The organism is Pantoea sp. USHLN298 (genome assembly GCF_037149395.1).
In the GTDB taxonomy this organism is placed as follows: domain Bacteria; phylum Pseudomonadota; class Gammaproteobacteria; order Enterobacterales; family Enterobacteriaceae; genus Pantoea; species Pantoea astica.
Genome location: NZ_JBBCRO010000003.1, coordinates 552,210 through 572,723 on the forward strand (window position 1 = coordinate 552,210; position 20,514 = coordinate 572,723).

19 protein-coding genes are annotated in these 20,514 nt (G+C 57.2%); 4 read left to right on the forward strand and 15 right to left on the reverse strand.

Going from position 1 to position 20,514, the window contains the following annotated elements; translation table 11 throughout:
- Nucleotides 1-88: 88 nt before the first annotated feature.
- On the reverse strand, nucleotides 89-3,979 hold the full coding sequence (gene purL, locus WFK59_RS10455) for a phosphoribosylformylglycinamidine synthase (protein WP_336755736.1): 3,891 nt from the start codon (nucleotides 3,977-3,979) through the stop codon (nucleotides 89-91).
- Nucleotides 3,980-4,247: 268 nt separating this feature from the next.
- Between purL and mltF the strand changes: the two genes are divergently transcribed.
- Nucleotides 4,248-5,705, forward strand: a complete 1,458-nt coding sequence (gene mltF / locus WFK59_RS10460; RefSeq protein WP_233987364.1) for a membrane-bound lytic murein transglycosylase MltF — start codon at nucleotides 4,248-4,250, stop codon at nucleotides 5,703-5,705.
- On the opposite strand, the gene tadA is transcribed toward mltF, so the two are convergent.
- Both tadA and yfhb read right to left on the reverse strand, forming a co-directional pair.
- A complete protein-coding gene (gene tadA / locus WFK59_RS10465) occupies nucleotides 5,702-6,196 on the reverse strand; it encodes a tRNA adenosine(34) deaminase TadA (RefSeq protein WP_233987363.1) in 495 nt (164 codons plus the stop codon). The two genes, mltF and tadA, sit on opposite strands and share 4 nt — an antisense overlap.
- 63 nt (nucleotides 6,197-6,259) lie before the next feature.
- Nucleotides 6,260-6,898, reverse strand: coding sequence for a phosphatidylglycerophosphatase C (gene yfhb / locus WFK59_RS10470; RefSeq protein WP_336755737.1), 639 nt, complete (start codon nucleotides 6,896-6,898; stop codon nucleotides 6,260-6,262).
- A 154-nt stretch (nucleotides 6,899-7,052) separates the two neighbouring features.
- Here yfhb and WFK59_RS10475 point away from each other — a divergent pair, with 154 nt between their 5' ends.
- Both WFK59_RS10475 and WFK59_RS10480 read left to right on the forward strand, forming a co-directional pair.
- Entirely contained in the window at nucleotides 7,053-7,892 is an 840-nt protein-coding gene (locus tag WFK59_RS10475; protein WP_233987361.1) for a MurR/RpiR family transcriptional regulator, read from the forward strand.
- A 55-nt stretch (nucleotides 7,893-7,947) separates the two neighbouring features.
- Nucleotides 7,948-8,196 carry a YfhL family 4Fe-4S dicluster ferredoxin gene (locus tag WFK59_RS10480; protein WP_094119765.1) on the forward strand — a complete coding sequence of 83 codons (249 nt, stop codon included), beginning with the start codon at nucleotides 7,948-7,950 and terminating at the stop codon, nucleotides 8,194-8,196.
- On the opposite strand, the gene acpS is transcribed toward WFK59_RS10480, so the two are convergent.
- From acpS to rpoE, 11 genes are all read right to left on the reverse strand, one after another.
- Nucleotides 8,193-8,573, reverse strand: a complete 381-nt coding sequence (gene acpS, locus WFK59_RS10485) for a holo-ACP synthase (RefSeq protein WP_094119766.1) — start codon at nucleotides 8,571-8,573, stop codon at nucleotides 8,193-8,195. The two genes, WFK59_RS10480 and acpS, sit on opposite strands and share 4 nt — an antisense overlap.
- Entirely contained in the window at nucleotides 8,573-9,304 is a 732-nt protein-coding gene (gene pdxJ / locus WFK59_RS10490) for a pyridoxine 5'-phosphate synthase (RefSeq protein WP_233987360.1), read from the reverse strand. Before pdxJ ends, acpS begins: the two co-directional genes overlap by 1 nt.
- A gap of 72 nt (nucleotides 9,305-9,376) precedes the next feature.
- On the reverse strand, nucleotides 9,377-10,126 hold the full coding sequence (gene recO / locus WFK59_RS10495) for a DNA repair protein RecO (RefSeq protein ID WP_336755801.1): 750 nt from the start codon (nucleotides 10,124-10,126) through the stop codon (nucleotides 9,377-9,379).
- A gap of 4 nt (nucleotides 10,127-10,130) precedes the next feature.
- On the reverse strand, nucleotides 10,131-11,036 hold the full coding sequence (era, locus tag WFK59_RS10500) for a GTPase Era (protein ID WP_094119768.1): 906 nt from the start codon (nucleotides 11,034-11,036) through the stop codon (nucleotides 10,131-10,133).
- 148 nt (nucleotides 11,037-11,184) lie between these two features.
- Nucleotides 11,185-11,865, reverse strand: coding sequence for a ribonuclease III (gene rnc / locus WFK59_RS10505; RefSeq protein WP_069728695.1), 681 nt, complete (start codon nucleotides 11,863-11,865; stop codon nucleotides 11,185-11,187).
- 131 nt (nucleotides 11,866-11,996) lie between these two features.
- The gene (gene lepB, locus WFK59_RS10510; RefSeq protein ID WP_233987358.1) at nucleotides 11,997-12,971 is read right to left on the reverse strand and encodes a signal peptidase I; all 975 of its coding nucleotides are present in this window, start codon (nucleotides 12,969-12,971) and stop codon (nucleotides 11,997-11,999) included.
- A gap of 9 nt (nucleotides 12,972-12,980) precedes the next feature.
- The gene (gene lepA, locus WFK59_RS10515) at nucleotides 12,981-14,780 is read right to left on the reverse strand and encodes a translation elongation factor 4 (RefSeq protein ID WP_094119770.1); all 1,800 of its coding nucleotides are present in this window, start codon (nucleotides 14,778-14,780) and stop codon (nucleotides 12,981-12,983) included.
- Nucleotides 14,781-14,999: 219 nt separating this feature from the next.
- Nucleotides 15,000-15,464, reverse strand: a complete 465-nt coding sequence (rseC, locus tag WFK59_RS10520) for a SoxR-reducing system protein RseC (RefSeq protein WP_233987357.1) — start codon at nucleotides 15,462-15,464, stop codon at nucleotides 15,000-15,002.
- Nucleotides 15,461-16,417, reverse strand: coding sequence for a sigma-E factor regulatory protein RseB (rseB, locus tag WFK59_RS10525; protein WP_336755738.1), 957 nt, complete (start codon nucleotides 16,415-16,417; stop codon nucleotides 15,461-15,463). Before rseB ends, rseC begins: the two co-directional genes overlap by 4 nt.
- Complete coding sequence (rseA, locus tag WFK59_RS10530; protein ID WP_233987355.1) at nucleotides 16,417-17,070, reverse strand: anti-sigma-E factor RseA; 654 nt, start codon at nucleotides 17,068-17,070, stop codon at nucleotides 16,417-16,419. Before rseA ends, rseB begins: the two co-directional genes overlap by 1 nt.
- Before the next feature lie 27 nt (nucleotides 17,071-17,097).
- Nucleotides 17,098-17,676, reverse strand: coding sequence for an RNA polymerase sigma factor RpoE (rpoE, locus tag WFK59_RS10535; RefSeq protein ID WP_094119811.1), 579 nt, complete (start codon nucleotides 17,674-17,676; stop codon nucleotides 17,098-17,100).
- A 412-nt stretch (nucleotides 17,677-18,088) separates the two neighbouring features.
- Here rpoE and nadB point away from each other — a divergent pair, with 412 nt between their 5' ends.
- Complete coding sequence (gene nadB / locus WFK59_RS10540) at nucleotides 18,089-19,711, forward strand: L-aspartate oxidase (RefSeq protein ID WP_336755739.1); 1,623 nt, start codon at nucleotides 18,089-18,091, stop codon at nucleotides 19,709-19,711.
- On the opposite strand, the gene trmN is transcribed toward nadB, so the two are convergent.
- The gene (gene trmN / locus WFK59_RS10545) at nucleotides 19,696-20,445 is read right to left on the reverse strand and encodes a tRNA(1)(Val) (adenine(37)-N(6))-methyltransferase TrmN (RefSeq protein ID WP_336755740.1); all 750 of its coding nucleotides are present in this window, start codon (nucleotides 20,443-20,445) and stop codon (nucleotides 19,696-19,698) included. The two genes, nadB and trmN, sit on opposite strands and share 16 nt — an antisense overlap.
- Nucleotides 20,446-20,514: the final 69 nt, after the last annotated feature.

Sequence of the window (20,514 nt, forward strand, 5' to 3'; positions counted from 1 at the left end):
CCAACAACCGCCTGAAAAGAAAACAGGAGGCACGGTGGCCTCCTGTTGTTATCAATAAAGTTATCAGCGAATGTTATCAGCGAAAATCTTAACCCAGCTGTTTACGCGCGTTGCGGAAGATACGCATCCACGGGCTGTCTTCGCCCCACTCTGCCGGATGCCAGGAGTTGCTGACGGTGCGGAACACCCGCTCCGGATGCGGCATCATAATGGTGACGCGACCGCTTTCATTGGTCACGGCGGTAATGCCGTTAGGAGAACCATTCGGGTTAGCCGGATAGGTTTCTGTCACTTTGCCGAAGTTATCGATAAAGCGCAGCGCCACCAGGCCTTTCGACTCCAGTGCAGCCAGATGTGCCTGGTCGCGGACTTCAACGAAGCCTTCACCGTGGGAAACGGCGATCGGCATATGCGATCCCGCCATGCCGTCGAGCAACAGCGACGGGCTGGCGGCCACTTCGACCAGGCTGAAACGGGCTTCAAACCGCTCCGACTGGTTACGCACAAAGCGTGGCCACAGGTCACTGCCAGGGATCAGTTCACGCAGATTGGACATCATCTGACAACCGTTGCAGACGCCCAGCGCCAGAGTCTGCGGACGGTGGAAGAAGGTCTCAAACTCATCACGAACGCGCGGGTTGAACAGAATCGATTTCGCCCAGCCCTCACCGGCACCCAGCACATCGCCGTACGAGAAGCCGCCACAGGCGACCAGCGCCTGAAACTCTTCCAGACCGCGACGGCCCGCCAGCAGGTCGCTCATATGCACATCAACCGCGGTAAAACCGGCACGATCAAAGGCCGCCGCCATTTCAACATGGGAGTTGACGCCCTGCTCGCGCAGCACCGCGACCCGCGGACGCGCGCCGGTGGCGATCATTGGCGCCGCCACATCCTCCTGCGGGTTGAAGGTCAGCGTGACGTTCAGACCCGGATCGTTGTCGTTCTTCTTCGCTTCGTGTTCCTGATCGGCACAGGCCGGGTTGTCACGCAGGCGCTGCATCTGCCAGGTGGTTTCCGCCCACCAGGTGCGCAGCGTGCTCCGGCTTTCGCTGTAGACCGCGCTATCACCCGAACGAATCACAAAACGGTCGCCCGGCTGCGCGTGGCCCAGCAGATGACTGCATTCAGCCAGACCGTGATTGGCCAGCACCTGCTCAACCACCGCGCGATCGGCGGCGTTGATCTGAATCACCGCACCCAGCTCTTCGGTAAACAGGGCGGCCAGTGGGTCATTGCCCAGCGCCGCGATATCCACCTCAACGCCACAGTGTCCGGCAAAAGCCATCTCTGCCAGCGTCACTAACAGGCCACCATCGGAACGGTCGTGATAGGCCAGCAGCTTCTGCTGCGCCACCAGCGCCTGCATGGCGTTGAAGAAGCCCGCCAGCTGAGTCGCATCACGCACATCAGCAGGCTTGTCGCCCAGCTGACGATAAACCTGCGACAGCGCCGTGGCGCCCAAAGTATTGGCCCCATTGCCGAGGTCGATCAGCAGCAGCAGGTTTTCCCGATCGGGCTGCAGCTGTGGCGTAACGGTACGGCGCACATCTTCAACCCGCGCAAACGCGGTGATCACCAGCGACAGCGGCGAAGTCATTTCACGCTGTTCATTACCTTCCTGCCAGCGGGTCTTCATCGACATCGAATCTTTACCGACCGGAATGGTGATGCCCAGCGCCGGACAAAGCTCTTCGCCAACGGCTTTGACCGCCGCGTAGAGACCGGCATCTTCACCCGGATGACCGGCAGCCGACATCCAGTTAGCTGACAGCTTGACGCGTTTCAGCGAGCCGATTGCAGTCGCCGCCAGGTTGGTCAGCGCTTCACCCACCGCCAGACGGCCGGAGGCAGCGAAATCGAGCAGCGCAACCGGTGCGCGCTCGCCCAGGGCAAAGGCTTCACCGTGATAGCTGTCGAGGCTGGCGGTGGTCACGGCGCAGTTGGCTACCGGGATCTGCCACGGACCGACCATCTGGTCGCGCGCGACCATGCCGGTCACGCTGCGGTCACCGATAGTGATCAGGAAGGTTTTCTCCGCCACGGCGGGCAGATGCAGCACGCGATTCACCGCATCCACCAGGGTAATGCCATCACGCTGCAGTTCACTGCCCTGCGCCTGCTGCGTCACCACGTCACGCGTCATCTTCGGCGTTTTGCCCAGCAGCACGTCGAGCGGCATGTCGATCGGTTTATTGTCGAAATGGCTGTCGCTCAGGCTCAGATGCAGCTCTTCGGTGGCTTCACCGATCACCGCAAACGGCGCGCGTTCACGCTGGCAAATCGCTTCGAACTCCGCCAGCTTCTCCGGTGCTACCGCCATCACATAACGTTCCTGTGATTCGTTGCACCACACTTCCAGCGGACTCATGCCTGGCTCATCGTTCAGGATATCGCGCAGGTTAAACTGACCGCCTCGGCCGCCATCGCTGACCAGCTCAGGCATCGCATTCGACAGACCGCCGGCGCCCACGTCATGGATAAACAGAATCGGGTTGTCATCGCCCAGCTGCCAGCAGCGATCGATCACTTCCTGACAGCGACGCTCCATCTCCGGGTTGTCACGCTGAACCGACGCGAAGTCGAGATCGGCGTCTGACTGGCCGGAAGCCATTGAGGATGCCGCACCGCCGCCGAGGCCGATATTCATGGCCGGACCGCCCAGCACCACCAGCTTCGCGCCTACGGTGATTTCACCTTTCTGCACGTGGTCAGCACGAATATTACCAATGCCGCCCGCCAGCATGATCGGCTTGTGGTAGCCACGCAGCTCGGTGCCATTGTGGCTGGTGACCTGCTCTTCGTAGGTACGGAAGTAGCCGTTCAGCGCCGGACGTCCAAATTCGTTGTTAAACGCTGCGCCACCCAGTGGGCCGTCGGTCATGATTTCCAGCGCGCTGACGATGCGGTCCGGCTTGCCGAAATCCTCTTCCCACGGCTGTTCAAAGCCAGGAATACGCAGGTTCGATACCGAGAAGCCAACCAGGCCCGCTTTTGGCTTGGCACCGCGACCGGTTGCGCCTTCATCACGGATTTCGCCGCCGGAGCCGGTAGCGGCGCCTGGCCACGGCGAGATCGCCGTCGGGTGGTTGTGCGTCTCAACTTTCATCAGGATATGCGCCGCTTCCTGATGCCAGCGGTATTCACTTTCTGCGGCGTCGGCGAAGAACCGGCCGACGTCGGACCCTTCCATCACCGCGGCGTTATCTTTGTAAGCAGACAGCACGTAATCGGGCGTCTGCTCCATAGTATTTTTGATCATCTTAAACAGCGACTTCGGCTGTTTCTCGCCATCAATGACCCAGTCGGCGTTGAAGATTTTATGACGGCAGTGCTCCGAGTTGGCCTGCGCGAACATATAGAGTTCAATGTCGTTGGGATTGCGGCCCAGGCGGGTGAACGCCGCCAGCAGATAGTCAATTTCATCGTCGGCCAGCGCCAGACCCAGCGTGAGATTGGCCTGAACCAGCGCCTGACGACCCTCGCCCAGCACATCGACACTTTTCACCGGCTGCGGGGAATGATGAGCAAACAGCTGCTCAGCCTGCGCCAGGTCGCTGTAGACCGTCTCCATCATGCGGTCATGCAGCAGTGCGCCAAGCGACTGCCACTGCGCTTCTGTTAACTGTGGTGCCTGCACATAAAACGCCAGACCGCGCTCCAGGCGACGCACCTGCGGCAGATCGCAGTTGTGGGCAATGTCGGTAGCCTTCGATGACCAGGGTGAAATAGTGCCGGGACGCGGTGTCACCAGCAGCAGACGCCCTTGTGGCGCATGTTCAGCGAGAGAAGGACCATATTTCAGCAGACGCTGTAAACGGGTCTGTTGGTCAGCGCTCAGTGGCGCGCTGACATCGGCAAAATGGACGTACTCAGCGTAAATATCACTCACCGGCAGGTGAGCGTCCTGAAAGCGGGTCAGCAGTTTGTTTACACGAAATGCCGACAGAGCGGGCGAACCACGCAGAATTTCCATCATAAGATCTCTCGTCTTCGAAACGCCGGGCGACGCTTCATTGGGCGCAACAGGGGAAAACGGGGCGTATTATAGAGAAAGCGACCTCGCGACGAAACCGTTTGCGCACAATTTTTGGCAACCCGGATTTGCCTGAAATTTGCGCAAAACCTGCTATATGAGTTGCTCAGCTTCGCTTTGTTGCGCAAAATGCCCCTCGCTCTGGGAGTTCAAAGAAGACAAATACTGCCTTTAAAAGACAGAGGCCTTAGAGCCAGCGAGAGATAACTATTTGAAACGCCTAAAATTTAATTATCTGTTTATCGGTCTGGTCGCCGTGCTGTTAGCAATGGCATTGTGGCCGTCCATCCCGTGGTATGGCGGTGGGCAGGATACGATTTCACAGATTAAATCACGGGGAGTGTTGCGTGTCAGCACCATCAATTCCCCGCTGACTTACTACACCGTAAATCAATCTCCGGCCGGTATGGACTACGAGCTGGCAAAACGCTTTGCCGATTATCTGGGCGTGAAACTCAAGGTTACGGTTCGCCCGAACCTGAGTGACCTGTTTGACGACCTGGATGAGGGGAAAGCGGATGTGCTGGCGGCTGGCCTGAATTACAACAGCGAACGTCTGGCACGGTATCGCACCGGGCCCGGCTACTACAACGTTTCGCAACAGCTGGTGTATCGCGTGGATAAGCCACGCCCGAAAAACCTCGGCGATCTCAAGGGGCGGCTGACGGTCGCCTCGGGATCGGCCTATCTCTCGACCCTGAAAAGCGCTCGCTCTAATCAGTTCCCCGATCTGGACTGGGCGATCGCCACTGACCAGAGTCCGAAAGCGCTGCTGGAAGCGGTGGCGGATGGCAAAATCGATTACACCATTGGCGACTCGGTGACCATTGCGCTGCTGCAGCGTATCTATCCTCAATTGGCGGTGGCGTTTGACGTCACCGATGAGGAGCCGGTCACCTGGTACGTTAAGCACAGTGACGATGACAGCCTCAACGCGGCGATGCTCGACTTCTTTAACGGCATGGGCGAAGAAGGCGCGATGGCGCGGCTGGAGGAGAAGTATCTCGGCCACGTCGGCACCTTTGATTATGTGGATACCCGCACCTTCCTGCGCGCCATCGACAACACTCTGCCCGACATCAAACCGCTGTTCGAGAAGTATGCCACCAGCATCGACTGGCGTCTGCTGGCCGCTATCTCTTACCAGGAGTCGCACTGGAACCCGCAGGCCACCTCGCCGACCGGCGTGCGCGGCATGATGATGCTGACCCGTAATACTGCTGAAAGCCTGGACGTGGGTGACCGCACCGATCCGGAACAGAGCATTCGCGGCGGCAGCCAGTATCTGCAAAACATGATGGAGAAAGTGCCGCAAACCATCCCGGAAGATGAGCGTATCTGGTTTGCGCTGGCCGCCTATAACATGGGCTATGCCCACATGCTGGACGTACGGAAACTGACGGCCCGCCAGGGCGGCAATCCGGATAGTTGGGCTGACGTCAAGCTGCGGCTGCCGATGCTGAGCCAGAAGCGTTACTACACGCAGACCACCTACGGCTACGCGCGCGGGCACGAAGCGTATAACTACGTGGAGAACATCCGTAAGTATCAGATCAGTCTGGTGGGGTATCTGCAGGAGCAGGAGAAACGCCTGGCGCAGCAGATGGCGGCACAAGCGGAACTGGCAAAAGGCTATCCGGCCGTCGAACCAAACATCGCCATGAACTAACCCTGGCGCTGCGCCTGACGCAGCGCTTTTTTCTGCTCGCGCCGCATCCGGAAGAAATCACTCAGCATCGCGGCACACTCGTCTGCTAATACGCCGCTGTGCAATTCAACCTGATGATTCATGCCGGGATGACCCAGCACATCGAGCAGCGATCCTGCCGCCCCGGTTTTGACATCATGCGCGCCATACACCAGCCGGGTAATCCGGCTGTGAACCATCGCACCGGCACACATCACGCACGGCTCCAGCGTCACGTAGAGCGTGGTATTCAGCAGACGATAATTTTCCAGCACCTTGCCGCCCTGACGCAGCGCCATCATCTCCGCATGGGCGGTGGGATCGTGCTGACCAATCGGGCGATTCCAGCCTTCGCCAATCACCCGATCCTCCTGTACCAGCACCGCCCCGACCGGCACCTCGCCCTGCTCCCAGGCCAGGCGTGCCAGACCGAGCGCGTGGCGCATCCAGTATTCATCGTGTTGTTGATTCATGCAGGCCACTCCCGGCGACAGAAAAGCGGCGCATTATAGCGGTCTCCCGCGCTGTGTTGAAACTTATTCCAGCTGTTGCAACTCGCCGGCCGGCGTCACCCGCCAGCGATGCTGGCAGAAAAACAGCAGCGGGTTGTCCTGCTTGCTGTCGCTGTAGCCACTGTAGAGCTGCAGCGGCGTGCCGATTTGCTCCTCCAGCTGCGCCACTTTCTCATGACCGAGGCAGCGCATCGCCAGTACCCGTCCACCCCAGCCACGCTGCATCTGGCTGGCGATCAGTTTTACCCGAGGCAGAAACGCAGAGTCGTAATAGACCTGCTCCACCAGCGACTGCGGCGAACCGGTAATCAGCCAGACATCGGCATCATCGCTGCCGAGATAGTCGGTCAGACGCTGTTGCACCACCGGGAAAGCTCTGACCCGCAGACGAAACCATTGGGCAAACTCCGCTTCAAGACGCAGCAGGGTGCGCTCTGAATGACCAAAAGTGATTGACCAGAGCAGCAGGCTCATCGGCCAGCGCGCCGCCCGGCCTTTGAACAGCAATCCTATGCCGACGACGGGCAGCAGCGGCCCCACCAGCAGCAGATTCAGCGGCCGGCGTCGCAGCAGATAACGCATGAAAGTGCCAAACATATCCTGCTGGTGCAGCGTGCCGTCCAGGTCAAAAAATACGATGCGACGTTGTGTACCCTTGGTCAAACAACACTCCTTTTCGCTGATTTTGCGTTAATAGAGACTATTGTAGCCATCATCAGGCGGCACGGCGATGGCTGTCATTTTTAATTCCGATGACTACAATGCCAGATGAATAGTTTATTCTTCGCAAATTACTCCTGAATCATGAGGATTGGGCATGAGTTCATTGCTGCGCATTCGCCAGCTTTATCCCCGTCTGGCGTTGAACGAACGCCGGCTGGCTGATTTTTTGCTGTCACAACCCGATCGGGCGCGCCATCTGAGTTCGCAAAAACTGGCGGAAGAGTCAGGCGTCAGTCAGTCAAGCGTGGTGAAATTCGCCCAGAAGCTGGGCTACAAAGGTTTTCCGGCGCTGAAACTGGCCCTGAGCGAGTCACTGGCCGACAAGGATGCGATTACCGTGCACAACCATATTCTCAGCGATGACCCGCTCAAGATGGTGGGAGAAAAATTGCTGACCGAAAAGCTGTCAGCCATACGCGCCACGCTGGATATCAACAGCGAAGAGAAGCTCAACGACGTATTGCAGTTGCTGAAAAATGCCCGGCGAATTTTGCTGGTGGGAATTGGCGCCTCCGGACTGGTGGCGAAAGATTTTTCGTGGAAGCTGATGAAAATCGGTATTAACGCGGTGGCCGAGCAGGATATGCATGCCCTGCTGGCCAGCGTACAGGCGATGGGACCCGGCGATGTGCTGCTGGCTATCTCTTATACCGGTGAGCGACGCGAGATCAATCTGGCGGCGCAGGAAGCTGCCCAGGTTGGCGCAGACGTGCTGGCCTTTACCGGCTTTACGCCGAATACTCTGCAACAGAGCGCCAGTCACTGCCTCTATACCGTGGCGGAAGAGCAAAGTACCCGCAGCGCGGCGATCTCCTCGACCACCGCGCAGCTGGCGCTGACCGATCTGCTGTTTATGGCGCTGGTGCAGAACGATCCGGAACGCGCCTCCAGTCATATCCGGCACAGCGAAGCGCTGGTGAAAAAGCTGGTCTGATCAGCATCAGGGCGTATAATAGCCGCGCTTTTTCTGTTGGTATCAGGTGGGGAAGATGGCGCTGTTGATTACGGCCAAATGCATTAACTGCGATATGTGCGAACCGGAATGCCCAAACCAGGCCATTTCGCTGGGCGATGCGATTTATGAAATTGATGTCAGCCGCTGCACCGAGTGCATCGGTCATTATGATGAGCCAACCTGCCAGCGGGTCTGCCCTATCGATAACACGATCATCGTTGACCCACAGCACACCGAATCACGCGATGCGCTGTGGGATAAGTTTGTGCTGCTGCACGGCTAGCTTTCGATGATCACCGTGGCGCAGGCGTAATGACGTTCGTCAGCCAGCGTGACGTGAACATTTGCCACGCCCAGCCGCTGTGCTACTTCTGCGGCGTGCTGGAAAAAACGTAATCCCGGTTTCCCCAGCGCATCGTTGTAGACCTCAAACTGATTGAACGCCAGACCGCCGCGGATGCCGGTGCCAAACGCCTTGGCTGCCGCCTCTTTGACCGCAAAACGCTTGGCAAGAAAGCGCACCGGCTGCTGGTGCGCCTGATATTGCTGCCACTCCGCTTCGCTCAGTACCCGACGCGCCAGCCGATCGCCGGATCGCTCAATCACCCCGGCGATACGCTCGATCTCAACGATGTCGGTACCCAGTCCAAGAATGGCCATCAGCGACGCGCTTCACGCAGCAGCTGCTTCATCTCCCGGACTGCATCTGGCAATCCGCTCATCACCGCACGGCCAATGATCGCATGACCGATGTTCAGCTCATGCATTTCCGGCAGTGCCGCAATCGGCAGCACGTTGTGATAGGTCAGACCGTGACCGGCGTTGACCTTCAGGCCCAGGCTGGCCGCGAAGGTGGCTGCCTGACGGATGCGCGCCAGTTCTGCGTCGCGCGCCAGACCTTCCGCTGCCTCGGCATAAGCACCGGTATGAATTTCGATATAGGGCGCACCGCTGGCCACTGCCGCCTCGATCTGGCGGTGATCGGCATCAATGAACAGCGACACCAGGATACCGGCTTCGCTCAGCAGCTTAACCGCTGCATTCAGCTTGTCCTGCTGCCCGGCCACATCCAGCCCGCCCTCTGTGGTCACTTCCTGTCGCTTTTCCGGTACCAGACAGCAGAAGTGCGGCTTGATATCACAGGCGATGCCAATCATCTCATCGGTCACCGCCATCTCCAGATTCATTCGCGTCTGGATGGTATCGCGCAGGATACGCACGTCGCGATCGGTGATATGACGGCGATCCTCGCGCAGATGCACGGTAATGCCATCAGCCCCCGCCTGCTCAGCGATAAACGCCGCCTGCACCGGATCGGGATAGTTAGTACCACGCGCGTTACGTACCGTGGCAATGTGATCGATATTGACGCCTAACAGCAACTCAGCCATGACCATCCTCACTTCTTGTTCATCGTAATGTTGAGTGTACCGCGTTGCGCCTGGCAAGCGGTACCACCTGCACTATTCCGCCGCGTCATCAGGGACTTCACCCGCGACATCCGGCTTTTTCATCGGGGTAAACTGGCGAAACAGCTCCTGGCTCTTGAGCGGCTTTCCACCGAGGTAGGGTTTCAGGGCCATGCGGGTAAACCGCTTCGCGGCGCGCAGGCTCTCCGCATCGGGAAACTCGCGCTCACACAGCGCCCGTAGCTGACGGCCGGTAAAACTGCGCTGATTCAGCACCAGGCTGGCGATAAAGCCGCGCTCTTCACGGTAACTGTAAGTCATGTCATCGCTGACCGGCTCGCCGCTGCCGGCGCAGTGCAGAAAATCGACGCCGTAGCCAAGATGGCCGAGCAGCGCCAGCTCAAAGCGGCGCAGTGCCGGTTCCGGCGTGCCGTGAGATGAGGCTAAGCTCTGTAAGCAGTTGAGATAGTCGAAGAACAGATCGGAGAAGGGAAATTCCTGCTGCAGTACGCGGGACAACAGTTCGTTGACGTAGAGGCCGCAGTAAAGCGTGATGCCGCTGAGCGGTAACGCCAGCGACACCGCTTCGGCATTGCGCAGGGTTTTGACCTCACCGCGCCCGCTCCAGCGCACCAGCAGCGGCGTGAAAGGCTGAAGTGCCCCTTTCAGCTGAGAGCGCCGTGAACGCGCCCCTTTTGCCAGCACCCGTACCCGCCCTTCGCTTTCGCTGAACAGGTCAAGCAGCAGGCTGGTCTCACTGAAGGGACGACTATGCAGCACAAAGGCGCGTTGCCAGCCTTCCATCGAATCAGAGATCGTCTGTGTAACCCAGGCTACGCAGCGCACGTTCGTCGTCCGCCCAGCCCGATTTCACCTTAACCCAGAGTTCGAGATGCACTTTCGCTTCGAACATCTCTTCCATGTCCCTGCGCGCTTCTGTTCCGATGACTTTGATTTTGGCGCCTTTGTTGCCAATCACCATCTTCTTCTGGCCTTCGCGCTCCACCAGGATCAGGCCATTGATATCGTAGCCGCCACGTTCGTTGGTGACGAAGCGCTCGATTTCTACCGTGACCGAGTAAGGCAGCTCAGCGCCGAGGAAACGCATCAGCTTCTCACGGATGATCTCTGACGCCATAAAGCGCTGTGAACGGTCAGTGATGTAATCTTCCGGGAAATGGTGATCGGCCTGACGCAGATGTTTACGGGTGATCGCCGCGATAGTATCGACGTTTTTCCCGCTTTCCGCCGAGATCGGCACGATATCGAGGAAGTTCATCTGCTGGCTCAGGAACTGCAGGTGCGGCAGCAGAATACTCTTGTCCTGGATGTTGTCGACTTTGTTGATCGCCAGCACCACCGGCACTTTGCCGTCGCGCAGTTTGCCTAATACCATCTCATCATCTGGCGTCCAGCGGGTGCCTTCTACCACGAAGATCACCAGTTCCACGTCGCCAATCGAGCTGCTGGCGGCACGGTTCATCAGACGGTTAATCGCACGCTTCTCTTCCATGTGCAGACCGGGCGTATCGACGTAGATCGCCTGATACTGGCCTTCGGTATGGATGCCCATGATGCGGTGGCGCGTGGTTTGCGGCTTACGCGAGGTGATCGACACCTTCTGCCCCAGCAACTGGTTCAGTAAGGTGGATTTGCCGACGTTAGGTCGGCCGACAATCGCGACAAAGCCGCAATAAGTTACGTTTTCGCTCATTCGAGTCCTGAGTTATTCAGCGCCTGTTCAGGCGCCGGGATAGTGCATATTCGGGTCATGATTGATTCAGCGCCGTGTCAGACGCCAGGGCCGGAAGGCAGTCAGGTCATGATTCATCAGGCACCGCTGCCGGTGCCGGGGTCAGGGATTATTCAAGACCCAGTTTAATCAGCGCCTGTTCCGCGGCTGCCTGCTCTGCTTTACGGCGGCTGGAACCTACGCCCACCACCGGCTCGGCCATGCCACTCACCTGACAGTGAATGGTAAATTCCTGATCGTGGGCTTCGCCACGCACCTGCACCACCAGATAGCTCGGCAGCGGCAGATGACGTCCCTGCAGATACTCCTGCAGACGCGTTTTCGGATCTTTTTGCTTGTCGCCAGGACTGATTTCGTCGAGGCGGCTCTGATACCAGTCGAGGATCAGTTTTTCTACCGTCTGGATACTGCTATCGAGGAAGATACCGCCAATCAGCGCTTCCACCGTATCCGCCAGGATCGATTCGCGACGGAATCCGCCGCTTTTCAGCTCACCGGGGCCTAAACGCAGGCACTCGCCGAGGTCAAATTCGCGGGCCATCTCAGCCAGCGTATTACCCCGCACCAGCGTGGCGCGCATGCGGCTCATGTCACCTTCATCGACCCGCGGGAAGCGGTGATAAAGCGCATTCGCAATCACATAGCTGAGAATAGAATCGCCGAGAAATTCAAGACGCTCGTTGTGCTTACTGCTGGCGCTGCGGTGAGTCAGGGCCTGCTGTAACAGTTCCGAATGAGTAAAAGTGTAGCCCAGTTTGCGCTGAAGCTTGTTAATCAGGATGGGGTTCATGCGATTCCAGTTCTTTGTTGCGTCTGTGACTCTGCATACCAAACAGGGCTGAGGTTCCAACACTTTCCGTTTGGTGTGCAGTGGCCTCCCGCAGGAGGCCACCCGATTTGCCTGTTAGTCAGACAATACTTTTAGTGGATGCCGCCGATACGACTGAATCGTACGCCGGTAGGCCACTGCCCTTCTTGTTTCTCAAAGCTCATCCAGATAGCGACCGCTTTACCGACCAGGTTACGCTCCGGGACAAAGCCCCAGTAGCGGCTGTCGGCGCTGTTGTCACGGTTATCGCCCATCATGAAATATTGCCCTTTCGGCACCACCCAGCTCGCCTGTGGCTGACCCGGCTGCTGATAATACATGCCCGCCTGACTCTGCGCTTCGTTCACCAGCAGAATATCGTGGGTCACGTTGCCAATCGTCTCTTTACGGGTGCCGAGGCGTAAGCCGCCACGCATCGTATCGCCCTGCGGAACCTGGTAGAAACCGTTGCCGGTTTCATTGCCATCGAAGCCGCTGAAGGTCTGGATAAAATTGCTCGGCTGAACGTCGGTGTAGGTTACCGCTAACGCGGTATCACAGGCTTTACCGTCGGTACAGGCTGGCTTCACCGTCAGGGTTTTGCTGTAAGGATCATAGATCACTTTATCGCCAGGTAAACCGATAACGCGTTTAATGTAGTCGAGGCTCGGATCTTTCGGGTATTTAAACACCGCGATATCACCGCGCTTCGGCTGACCGGTTGGGATCAGCGTGGTCTGGGTGATCGGATCTTTAATTCCGTAGGCGAACTTCTCTACCAGAATAAAATCGCCAATCAGCAGCGTCGGCATCATCGATCCTGAGGGGATCTGGAACGGTTCGTAAATAAACGACCGCACGATAAACACCACCGCCAGCACCGGGAACACCGACGCCGTGGTTTCCACCCAGCCTGGCTGCGACGACACTTTCGCCAGCGTTTTGCTGTCGAGCGTATTGCCGGTTTGCGCCTGAGCCGCTGCCTGTTTCGCCCGACGTTGCGGTGCCCATTTAAAACGATCAATAACCCAGACGATGCCAGTAATCAGCGTCGCTATCGCCAGTATCAGGGCGAACATATTAGCCATTGGAAATCCTTATTTGCTGTCCTTACCGACATGCAGAATCGCGAGGAAGGCTTCCTGCGGCAGCTCAACGTTACCGACCTGCTTCATTCGCTTCTTACCGTCTTTCTGCTTCTGCAACAGTTTCTTCTTACGACTGACGTCACCGCCATAACACTTGGCGAGCACGTTTTTACGCAGCTGTTTAACCGTTGAACGCGCGATAATGTGATTGCCGATTGCCGCCTGAATCGCAATATCAAACTGCTGACGCGGAATGAGCTCTTTCATCTTCTCAACCAGATCGCGTCCCCGATACGGTGCGTTTTCACGGTGGGTAATCAGCGCCAGCGCATCGACACGTTCTGAGTTGATCAGAACATCGACGCGCACCATGTCAGAGGTCTGGAAACGTTTAAAGTTATAATCCAGCGAAGCATAACCGCGTGACGTCGATTTCAGACGGTCAAAGAAGTCGAGTACCACTTCCGCCATCGGAATCTCATAGGTCAGCGCGACCTGATTGCCGTGGTAAACCATGTTGGTCTGAACGCCACGTTTCTCGATGCACAGCGTAATCACGTTGCCGAGATACTCCTGCGGCAACAGCATGTGACACTCAGCGATCGGCTCGCGCAGCTCTTCGATGTTATTCAGCGCCGGCAGCTTAGATGGGCTATCGACATAGACCACATCGCCGCTGGTGGTGACCACTTCATACACGACGGTTGGCGCAGTGGTGATCAGATCGAGATCGTATTCGCGCTCCAGACGTTCCTGGATGATCTCCATGTGCAGCAGACCCAGGAAGCCACAACGGAAACCAAAGCCCAGCGCCGTCGAGCTCTCTGGCTCGTAGAACAGCGAGGCATCGTTCAGGCTCAGTTTGCCGAGCGCATCACGGAACGCTTCATAGTCGTCAGAGCTGATTGGGAACAGACCGGCATAGACCTGCGGCTTCACTTTTTTGAAGCCTGGCAGCGCTTTGTCTGCCGGGTTGCGTGCGGTGGTCAGGGTATCCCCGACCGGCGCGCCGAGAATGTCTTTAATCGCGCAGACCAGCCAGCCGACTTCACCGCAGTTAAGTTCGTTACGATCGACCCGCTTCGGGGTGAAGATGCCGAGACGGTCAGCGTTATAGACCTGGCCGGTGCTCAGCACTTTAATTTTATCGCCCTTGCGCATGGTGCCGTTTTTGACGCGCACCAGCGAAACCACACCGAGGTAGTTATCAAACCAGGAGTCGATAATCAGCGCCTGCAGCGGAGCCTCCGGATCGCCTTGTGGCGGCGGGATATCGCGTACTAAACGCTCCAGCACTTCCGGTACGCCCACGCCGGTCTTGGCCGAGCAGCGCACCGCGTCGGTAGCATCAATGCCGACGATATCTTCAATTTCCTGCGCCGCACGATCGGGATCGGCCGCTGGCAGGTCAATTTTGTTCAGAACCGGCACTACTTCCAGATCCATCTCAATCGCGGTGTAGCAGTTCGCCAGGGTCTGCGCTTCTACGCCCTGCCCGGCATCCACCACCAGCAGTGCGCCTTCGCAGGCCGCCAGTGAGCGGGAAACTTCATAGGAGAAGTCAACGTGACCCGGCGTATCGATGAAATTGAGCTGGTAAGTTTCGCCGTCTTTCGCGTGGTAATCGAGCGTTACGCTCTGTGCTTTGATGGTGATGCCGCGTTCACGCTCCAGATCCATCGAGTCAAGAACCTGGGCAGCCATCTCACGGGCGGTGAGTCCACCGCAAATCTGAATCAGGCGGTCAGAGAGCGTAGATTTACCATGGTCGATGTGGGCGATGATGGAGAAATTTCTTATGTGCTTCATTTATATGAATATCTTCGCATAGAGAATCAGTTGAAAACCTGAGCACAGACACATTCAGGAAGATCGCTCTTTACCCACAATCCTGTCAGCCTCATTAATGACGACGCATATTACACTGTTAACGCCGCGCATAAAAGAATGGAACGTTGTGGAAGCGAAACAGAGTTTTGCAGCGGGAAGAACGGACAAAGGCCGCGGAGTGCGCGGCCTGGGCGTGGGTTACGCTTCGCTTTCAACACGCAGCGCGTCAGGAGGTAAGGCGATGTTCAGGATCACTGGTTGAAAGGCTTCACGATCCCCCAGCTTCATTGAGACCCCTTTAGCGATAATAAAGCCGCCGATACCGCCCAGCAGCGCGCCGCTGGCAGCGGCCAGATCGCTACTGAACAGTGCCTGAAACAGGCCTGCCACCAGGAAGAGACCCAACAGCGGCGTCATGTAGACCAGCAATGCCGAGCCCAGCAGGCTGCTCTCACGGATACCGAGCTCGATTCGCTGTCCCGGCTGCAGCGGTTTGCTGCTGGCAATCTGCATCACATGGGCATTTTTCGGGCCGAGTTTGTTCAGCATGTGGCTGCCGCAGCCTTTACGCGCCTGGCAACTGTTGCAGGAGGTTTTCGCTTCAGTATGCAGAGTGGCGATGCCATCCTGCCATGCCACCACGGTGGCCCATTCTCTCATCATTTTTGTGACCCCAGGTCGATGCTGTCCGCAATGCGTTTTGCTGTCGCTGGCGGTAATTCGCCGACCACTGCAATCTCGTTATTATTGCGCACAACTGTCTGGACCGTACGTCGCCCAGTGCGCAATGTCTGGGTGGTGCTGCTTTTATCGGCCGGCGTAATATTGATCGCGAAGCTGAACAGGCCATCGCTGTAGAGACGCGACTCCATATTTTTGTTCAGCGCGGGCAGCGTACGACGGTTCTGCGACACCAGCGTCATGCCAGCGGGAATCCAGCCTGGCTGCCAGTTGAGCGTCACCGCATCCCCTTTCGGCACCGAGAGCGATGGCGGCAGATTGGCCTTTTCCAGCCCCTGCATCAGATTACGCACTCCTTCGTCCACCGCAAAGCTGATGACGCGGAACTGCTCCAGCGTTTCACCATCCCGATCCAGCAGGTCAATGCGCAGCGGCAGTTTGGTATCAACGTCGAGCCAGACGACATAGCTGTAGCGTGTGCCGTCGCGCGACACAATGCGCAACACGTCACACATCTGATCGGCAATACGTGAGCGTCCGACGGTAATAAAGTCATAAGCACTGCTCAGTTTGGAGAAATCAGCAAAGATGACCGATGGCAACGCATCGATAATGTGGTTTCCAGGAAGCGAGAACGGTTCAAGGCCCGGTTCGAAGTAGCTGATATCGTTGTCGCGCTGGATCACTTCACGGCGCGGACCGTCCATCTGCAAAAGCTGAGCAAAAATGCGCTGATCGATCACCGCATGACGGTAACGCAGCGATTCAATGCCAAGGCGGGAGACGTTGATATAAGCAAATTCGTAGTTGAGGTTCTGACTGGCCTGCTCCATCTGCTGCAATAGCGCCCCGGACGCAGAAGTTTGCGCCGGGGCGGCAGATGGCCACAACAGGCTGCCTGTCAGCAGGCTAACAGCATACCAAAGCGGCTTCATTACTGCTGCTGGAGTCCTAACGATTGGTTTCCGGGAACATCAGCCTGTGCCTGTTTCGGTGCGTTAGTTTCAAACTGCAGCTGATCGGCATGTAAGCGGCGTTGCAGCTCATAATCCTGCAGCATCGCGTTAACGCGACGACGCTGATCCTGAACCTGCTGATTAGCGCTGTTGGTATCAAACGCATCTGACGGTACGCCCAGGCTGACCGGTGAGGCTTTGCCCATCATCGGCAGCGTGTTAAACACCGGCGAGTCAGACGCTTCAGTCGCACCGCCGGCAGGCTGGTTATAGTGCTGTACGCCAACGATAACGGCCAGTGAAACGCAGGCAGCCACGCCGACCTGAGTCAGTTGCGCAGCCCACGGGCGCACTTTTTGCCAGAACGGCATTTTTTCCCAACGGGAAGGTTCTGGCTGCGCTTCAGGGATCAGCGGTGTAACAGTACGCAGCGGTTCTTTTTCGATGGCAGCGGCAACGCGCGCAGAGATATCAAAATGCAGGAACTCACCAACATCGCCGCGCATCGTATCGCGAATGAGATGGTAGCTTTCCCAGCTTTTCTGTAAATCCGCATCCTTCGATAACGTGGAGAACAGCTCGTTATCTAAGGTCTCACCATCCATTAAAGCGGAAAGTTTTTCTTTCTGCATGCCTAGGTACCCTTCCAGTAGCCGTTATCACTGACGTTGGATAAGCGGTTGAACTTTATTATCAATGGCCTCTCGCGCACGGAAGATACGTGACCGAACAGTGCCTACCGGGCAATCCATAATGACGGCGATCTCTTCATAGCTCAGGCCGTCCAGTTCCCTGAGGGTGATTGCCATACGCAAATCCTCGGGTAGCGCCTCGATGGTACGAAAGACAATTTGTTTCAGTTCTTCTGACAACATTAAGTTCTCAGGGTTCGAAATTTCTTTTAATGCACCCGCACTTTCGAAATTTTCTGCGTCAATCGCATCCACATCGCTGGATGGCGGACGACGCCCCTGAGCAACCAGGTAATTTTTCGCTGTATTGACCGCAATGCGGTACAGCCAGGTATAAAACGCGCTATCGCCCCGGAAAGAGTCCAGTGCGCGATACGCTTTAATAAACGATTCCTGTACTACATCAGGCACATCGCCCGACGGAACATAGCGTGAAACCAGGCTCGCCACTTTATGCTGGTAACGAATTACCAGTAAGTTGAAAGCTTTTTGATCTCCCTTCTGTACCCGTTCAACGAGGATCTGATCCGTTAACTGCTCGCTCATCCGAGGTAATGTCTCCCCAAATTTTTCTTACGCGTAAAGTAACTGCCAGCACATCTCAATGTTTCTGAGCAAGCATGCGCTTAGAGTTGTGATGTGGTGCGAAGTTCACTTATCGCCCTAATATTTACCGCTCCGCTGGAGAGTCTCCGGCTTGTTCATTTTCGTTCAGTGCAAGGAGCGTAAATCGCAGGCAGAGTAACCTATGACAACGGCTTTTTCATCTTTAAATCCCTGTGCTTAATTTAGTTTGGTATAAAAAACAGTTTTTAAACCCGCCTGGCTTTAACTTGCTGATTATTGGTGGCATTTAACCCGCCCGCCACCAGCGAGCTGAAAAGTTGTTCAAAATACTTCACAGCAACCGGCTTAAAGCTTATGCTCAGCCCTATTCTTGTTTAGTAAATTAAACACCATGACAAATGCAAATCCGGATTATCAGTGTGATGTTTTGATTGTGGGCAGCGGTGCAGCCGGTCTGTCGCTGGCGCTGCGTCTGGCCCGACACTATCAGGTGACGGTGCTCAGCAAAGCACAAGTTAATGAGGGTTCCACCCTGTATGCGCAGGGCGGCATCGCGGCGGTGTTTGATGAAACTGACAGCATTGAGTCGCACGTTGAAGATACGCTGGTGGCCGGCGCCGGGCTGTGCGACCGAAATGCCGTCTCGTTTATCGCCAGCAATGCCCGTCATTGCGTGCAGTGGCTGATTGATAACGGCGTCGCCTTTGATATCGATCCGCAGGCGGCGGGCGAGATGCGCTATCACCTGACCCGCGAAGGCGGTCATAGTCATCGCCGTATTCTGCACAGCGCCGATGCCACCGGCCGCGCGGTAGAAACCACGCTGGTCAGCCAGGCGCTCAGCCATCCCAACATCCGGATTCTGGAACGGACTAACGCCGTCGATCTGATTCTTTCAGACAAACTCGGGCTGCCCGGACCACGCCGGGTCGTGGGTGCGTGGATCTGGAACCGCAATCGCGAGCAGGTTGAAATCTGTTCTGCCCGCGCGGTGGTGGTGGCGACCGGCGGCGCAGCAAAAGTGTATCAATACACGACCAATCCCGATATCGCCTCCGGCGATGGCATCGCGATGGCGTGGCGGGCCGGTTGTCGGGTCGCCAACCTCGAATTTAACCAGTTTCATCCGACCTGCCTGTTTCATCCCCAGGCGCGTAATTTTCTGTTAACCGAAGCGTTACGCGGCGAAGGGGCCTGGCTGCTGCGTCCTGACGGCAGCCGCTTTATGCCCGATTTTGATGAGCGAGCTGAACTGGCACCGCGCGACATCGTCGCCAGAGCCATTGATCATGAGATGAAGCGGCTGGGCGTTGACTGCATGTATCTCGACATCAGTCATCAGCCAGCGGACTTTGTCCGCGCCCACTTTCCGATGATTTACGACAAGTTGCTGACCTTTGGCTTTGACCTGACCCGAGAGCCGATTCCGATTGTGCCAGCCGCGCACTACACCTGTGGCGGTGTGATGGTCGATCAGCAGGGCCGCACCGACGTTAATGGCCTGTATGCGATTGGTGAAGTGAGTTATACCGGCCTGCACGGTGCCAACCGGATGGCCTCCAACTCGCTGCTGGAGTGCCTGGTCTATGGCTGGTCTGCCGCAGAAGATTTGATTCGCACCCTGCCCGAGGTCGAAGCTGTTACCGCGCTGCCCCGCTGGGATGAAAGCCAGGTTGATGATGCCGATGAACGGGTGATCATCCAGCATAACTGGCATGAGTTGAGGCTGTTTATGTGGGATTACGTCGGCATCGTGCGGACCACCAAGCGTCTGGAGCGGGCATTGCGCCGCATCACCCTGCTCCAGCAGGAGATCGATGAGTATTATCATCACTTCCGCCTCTCCAACAATTTGCTGGAACTGAGGAATCTGGTGCAGGTTGCCGAACTCATGGTGCGCTGCGCGCTGGCGCGAAAAGAGAGCCGTGGACTGCACTACATCCGCGACTATCCCGATCTGTTACCGGAAGCGCTGCCGACCATCCTGACGCCACCCAGTTACAGGAACAGATAGAACTCCCGCGTCAGGCAACACCAGTCATCAGAATAGTGCGTGTCGGGCGCGCGAATGGCGAGACGCTCCTGCAGCGTTTCGCCCGCCTTAGGGGAAAAGGCCAGCAGCACCCGATGCGGTGGACGATGCGCATATTCCGCTACGTCGAGCCGGAAACGTAAATGCCAGCCATCGTCCAGCGCCTGGCTGATAAAGGTCTCACCGGTGGCGGTCGGCAGCACCACGCAGAACATCCCCTCTTCTTCAATCAGCAGCGCCGCGCTGCGCAACAGGGTCTGATGATCGAGCGTGCTGGTTGCCCGGGCGTTGTCGCGCGCCGTGCTGGAGCAGGCCACGCCGGGCGCGAAGTAAGGAGGATTACTGACGATCAGTGAATAGCGCTGCTCGCAACGCTCTGCCCAGCGAGCAATATCCTGCTGATGAACCCGGATACGTGCCGGCCACGGCGACTGCTGAACATTCTCCTGCGCCTGCTGCGCTGCCTCACTCTCCAGCTCAACCGCATCAATCTCAACCGGAGACGGCGTGCGTTGCGCCAGCATCAGCGCAATCAGTCCGCTGCCACTGCCGATGTCCAGAATCCGTCTGACGCCAGCCACCGGCGCCCAGGCACCAAGCAGAATGGCATCGGTTCCGACTTTCATTGCACAGCGATCGTGCGCCACAAAAAATTGTTTAAAGGTAAATCCGTTCTTGTTTAACTGGGGCCGCTCACGCGGCTTGTCGTGCATCATGGGTCGCTACCATTTACTTTTTTTCTGCCGTGCGGCAGCGCATAAGTGTAACGTGACAGGTAACGGAAT

Bases quoted from the DNA above. Each gene is read 5' to 3' on its own strand.
- purL (WP_336755736.1), bottom strand. From the start codon at position 3,979: ATGATGGAAATTCTGCGTGGTTCGCCCGCTCTGTCGGCATTTCGTGTA.
- tadA (WP_233987363.1), bottom strand. From the start codon at position 6,196: ATGAATCAACAACACGATGAATACTGGATGCGCCACGCGCTCGGTCTG.
- WFK59_RS10475 (WP_233987361.1), top strand. From the start codon at position 7,053: ATGAGTTCATTGCTGCGCATTCGCCAGCTTTATCCCCGTCTGGCGTTG.
- WFK59_RS10480 (WP_094119765.1), top strand. From the start codon at position 7,948: ATGGCGCTGTTGATTACGGCCAAATGCATTAACTGCGATATGTGCGAA.
- acpS (WP_094119766.1), bottom strand. From the start codon at position 8,573: ATGGCCATTCTTGGACTGGGTACCGACATCGTTGAGATCGAGCGTATC.
- pdxJ (WP_233987360.1), bottom strand. From the start codon at position 9,304: ATGGCTGAGTTGCTGTTAGGCGTCAATATCGATCACATTGCCACGGTA.
- recO (WP_336755801.1), bottom strand. From the start codon at position 10,126: ATGGAAGGCTGGCAACGCGCCTTTGTGCTGCATAGTCGTCCCTTCAGT.
- era (WP_094119768.1), bottom strand. From the start codon at position 11,036: ATGAGCGAAAACGTAACTTATTGCGGCTTTGTCGCGATTGTCGGCCGA.
- rnc (WP_069728695.1), bottom strand. From the start codon at position 11,865: ATGAACCCCATCCTGATTAACAAGCTTCAGCGCAAACTGGGCTACACT.
- lepB (WP_233987358.1), bottom strand. From the start codon at position 12,971: ATGGCTAATATGTTCGCCCTGATACTGGCGATAGCGACGCTGATTACT.
- lepA (WP_094119770.1), bottom strand. From the start codon at position 14,780: ATGAAGCACATAAGAAATTTCTCCATCATCGCCCACATCGACCATGGT.
- rseC (WP_233987357.1), bottom strand. From the start codon at position 15,464: ATGATGAGAGAATGGGCCACCGTGGTGGCATGGCAGGATGGCATCGCC.
- rseB (WP_336755738.1), bottom strand. From the start codon at position 16,417: ATGAAGCCGCTTTGGTATGCTGTTAGCCTGCTGACAGGCAGCCTGTTG.
- rseA (WP_233987355.1), bottom strand. From the start codon at position 17,070: ATGCAGAAAGAAAAACTTTCCGCTTTAATGGATGGTGAGACCTTAGAT.
- rpoE (WP_094119811.1), bottom strand. From the start codon at position 17,676: ATGAGCGAGCAGTTAACGGATCAGATCCTCGTTGAACGGGTACAGAAG.
- nadB (WP_336755739.1), top strand. From the start codon at position 18,089: ATGACAAATGCAAATCCGGATTATCAGTGTGATGTTTTGATTGTGGGC.
- trmN (WP_336755740.1), bottom strand. From the start codon at position 20,445: ATGATGCACGACAAGCCGCGTGAGCGGCCCCAGTTAAACAAGAACGGA.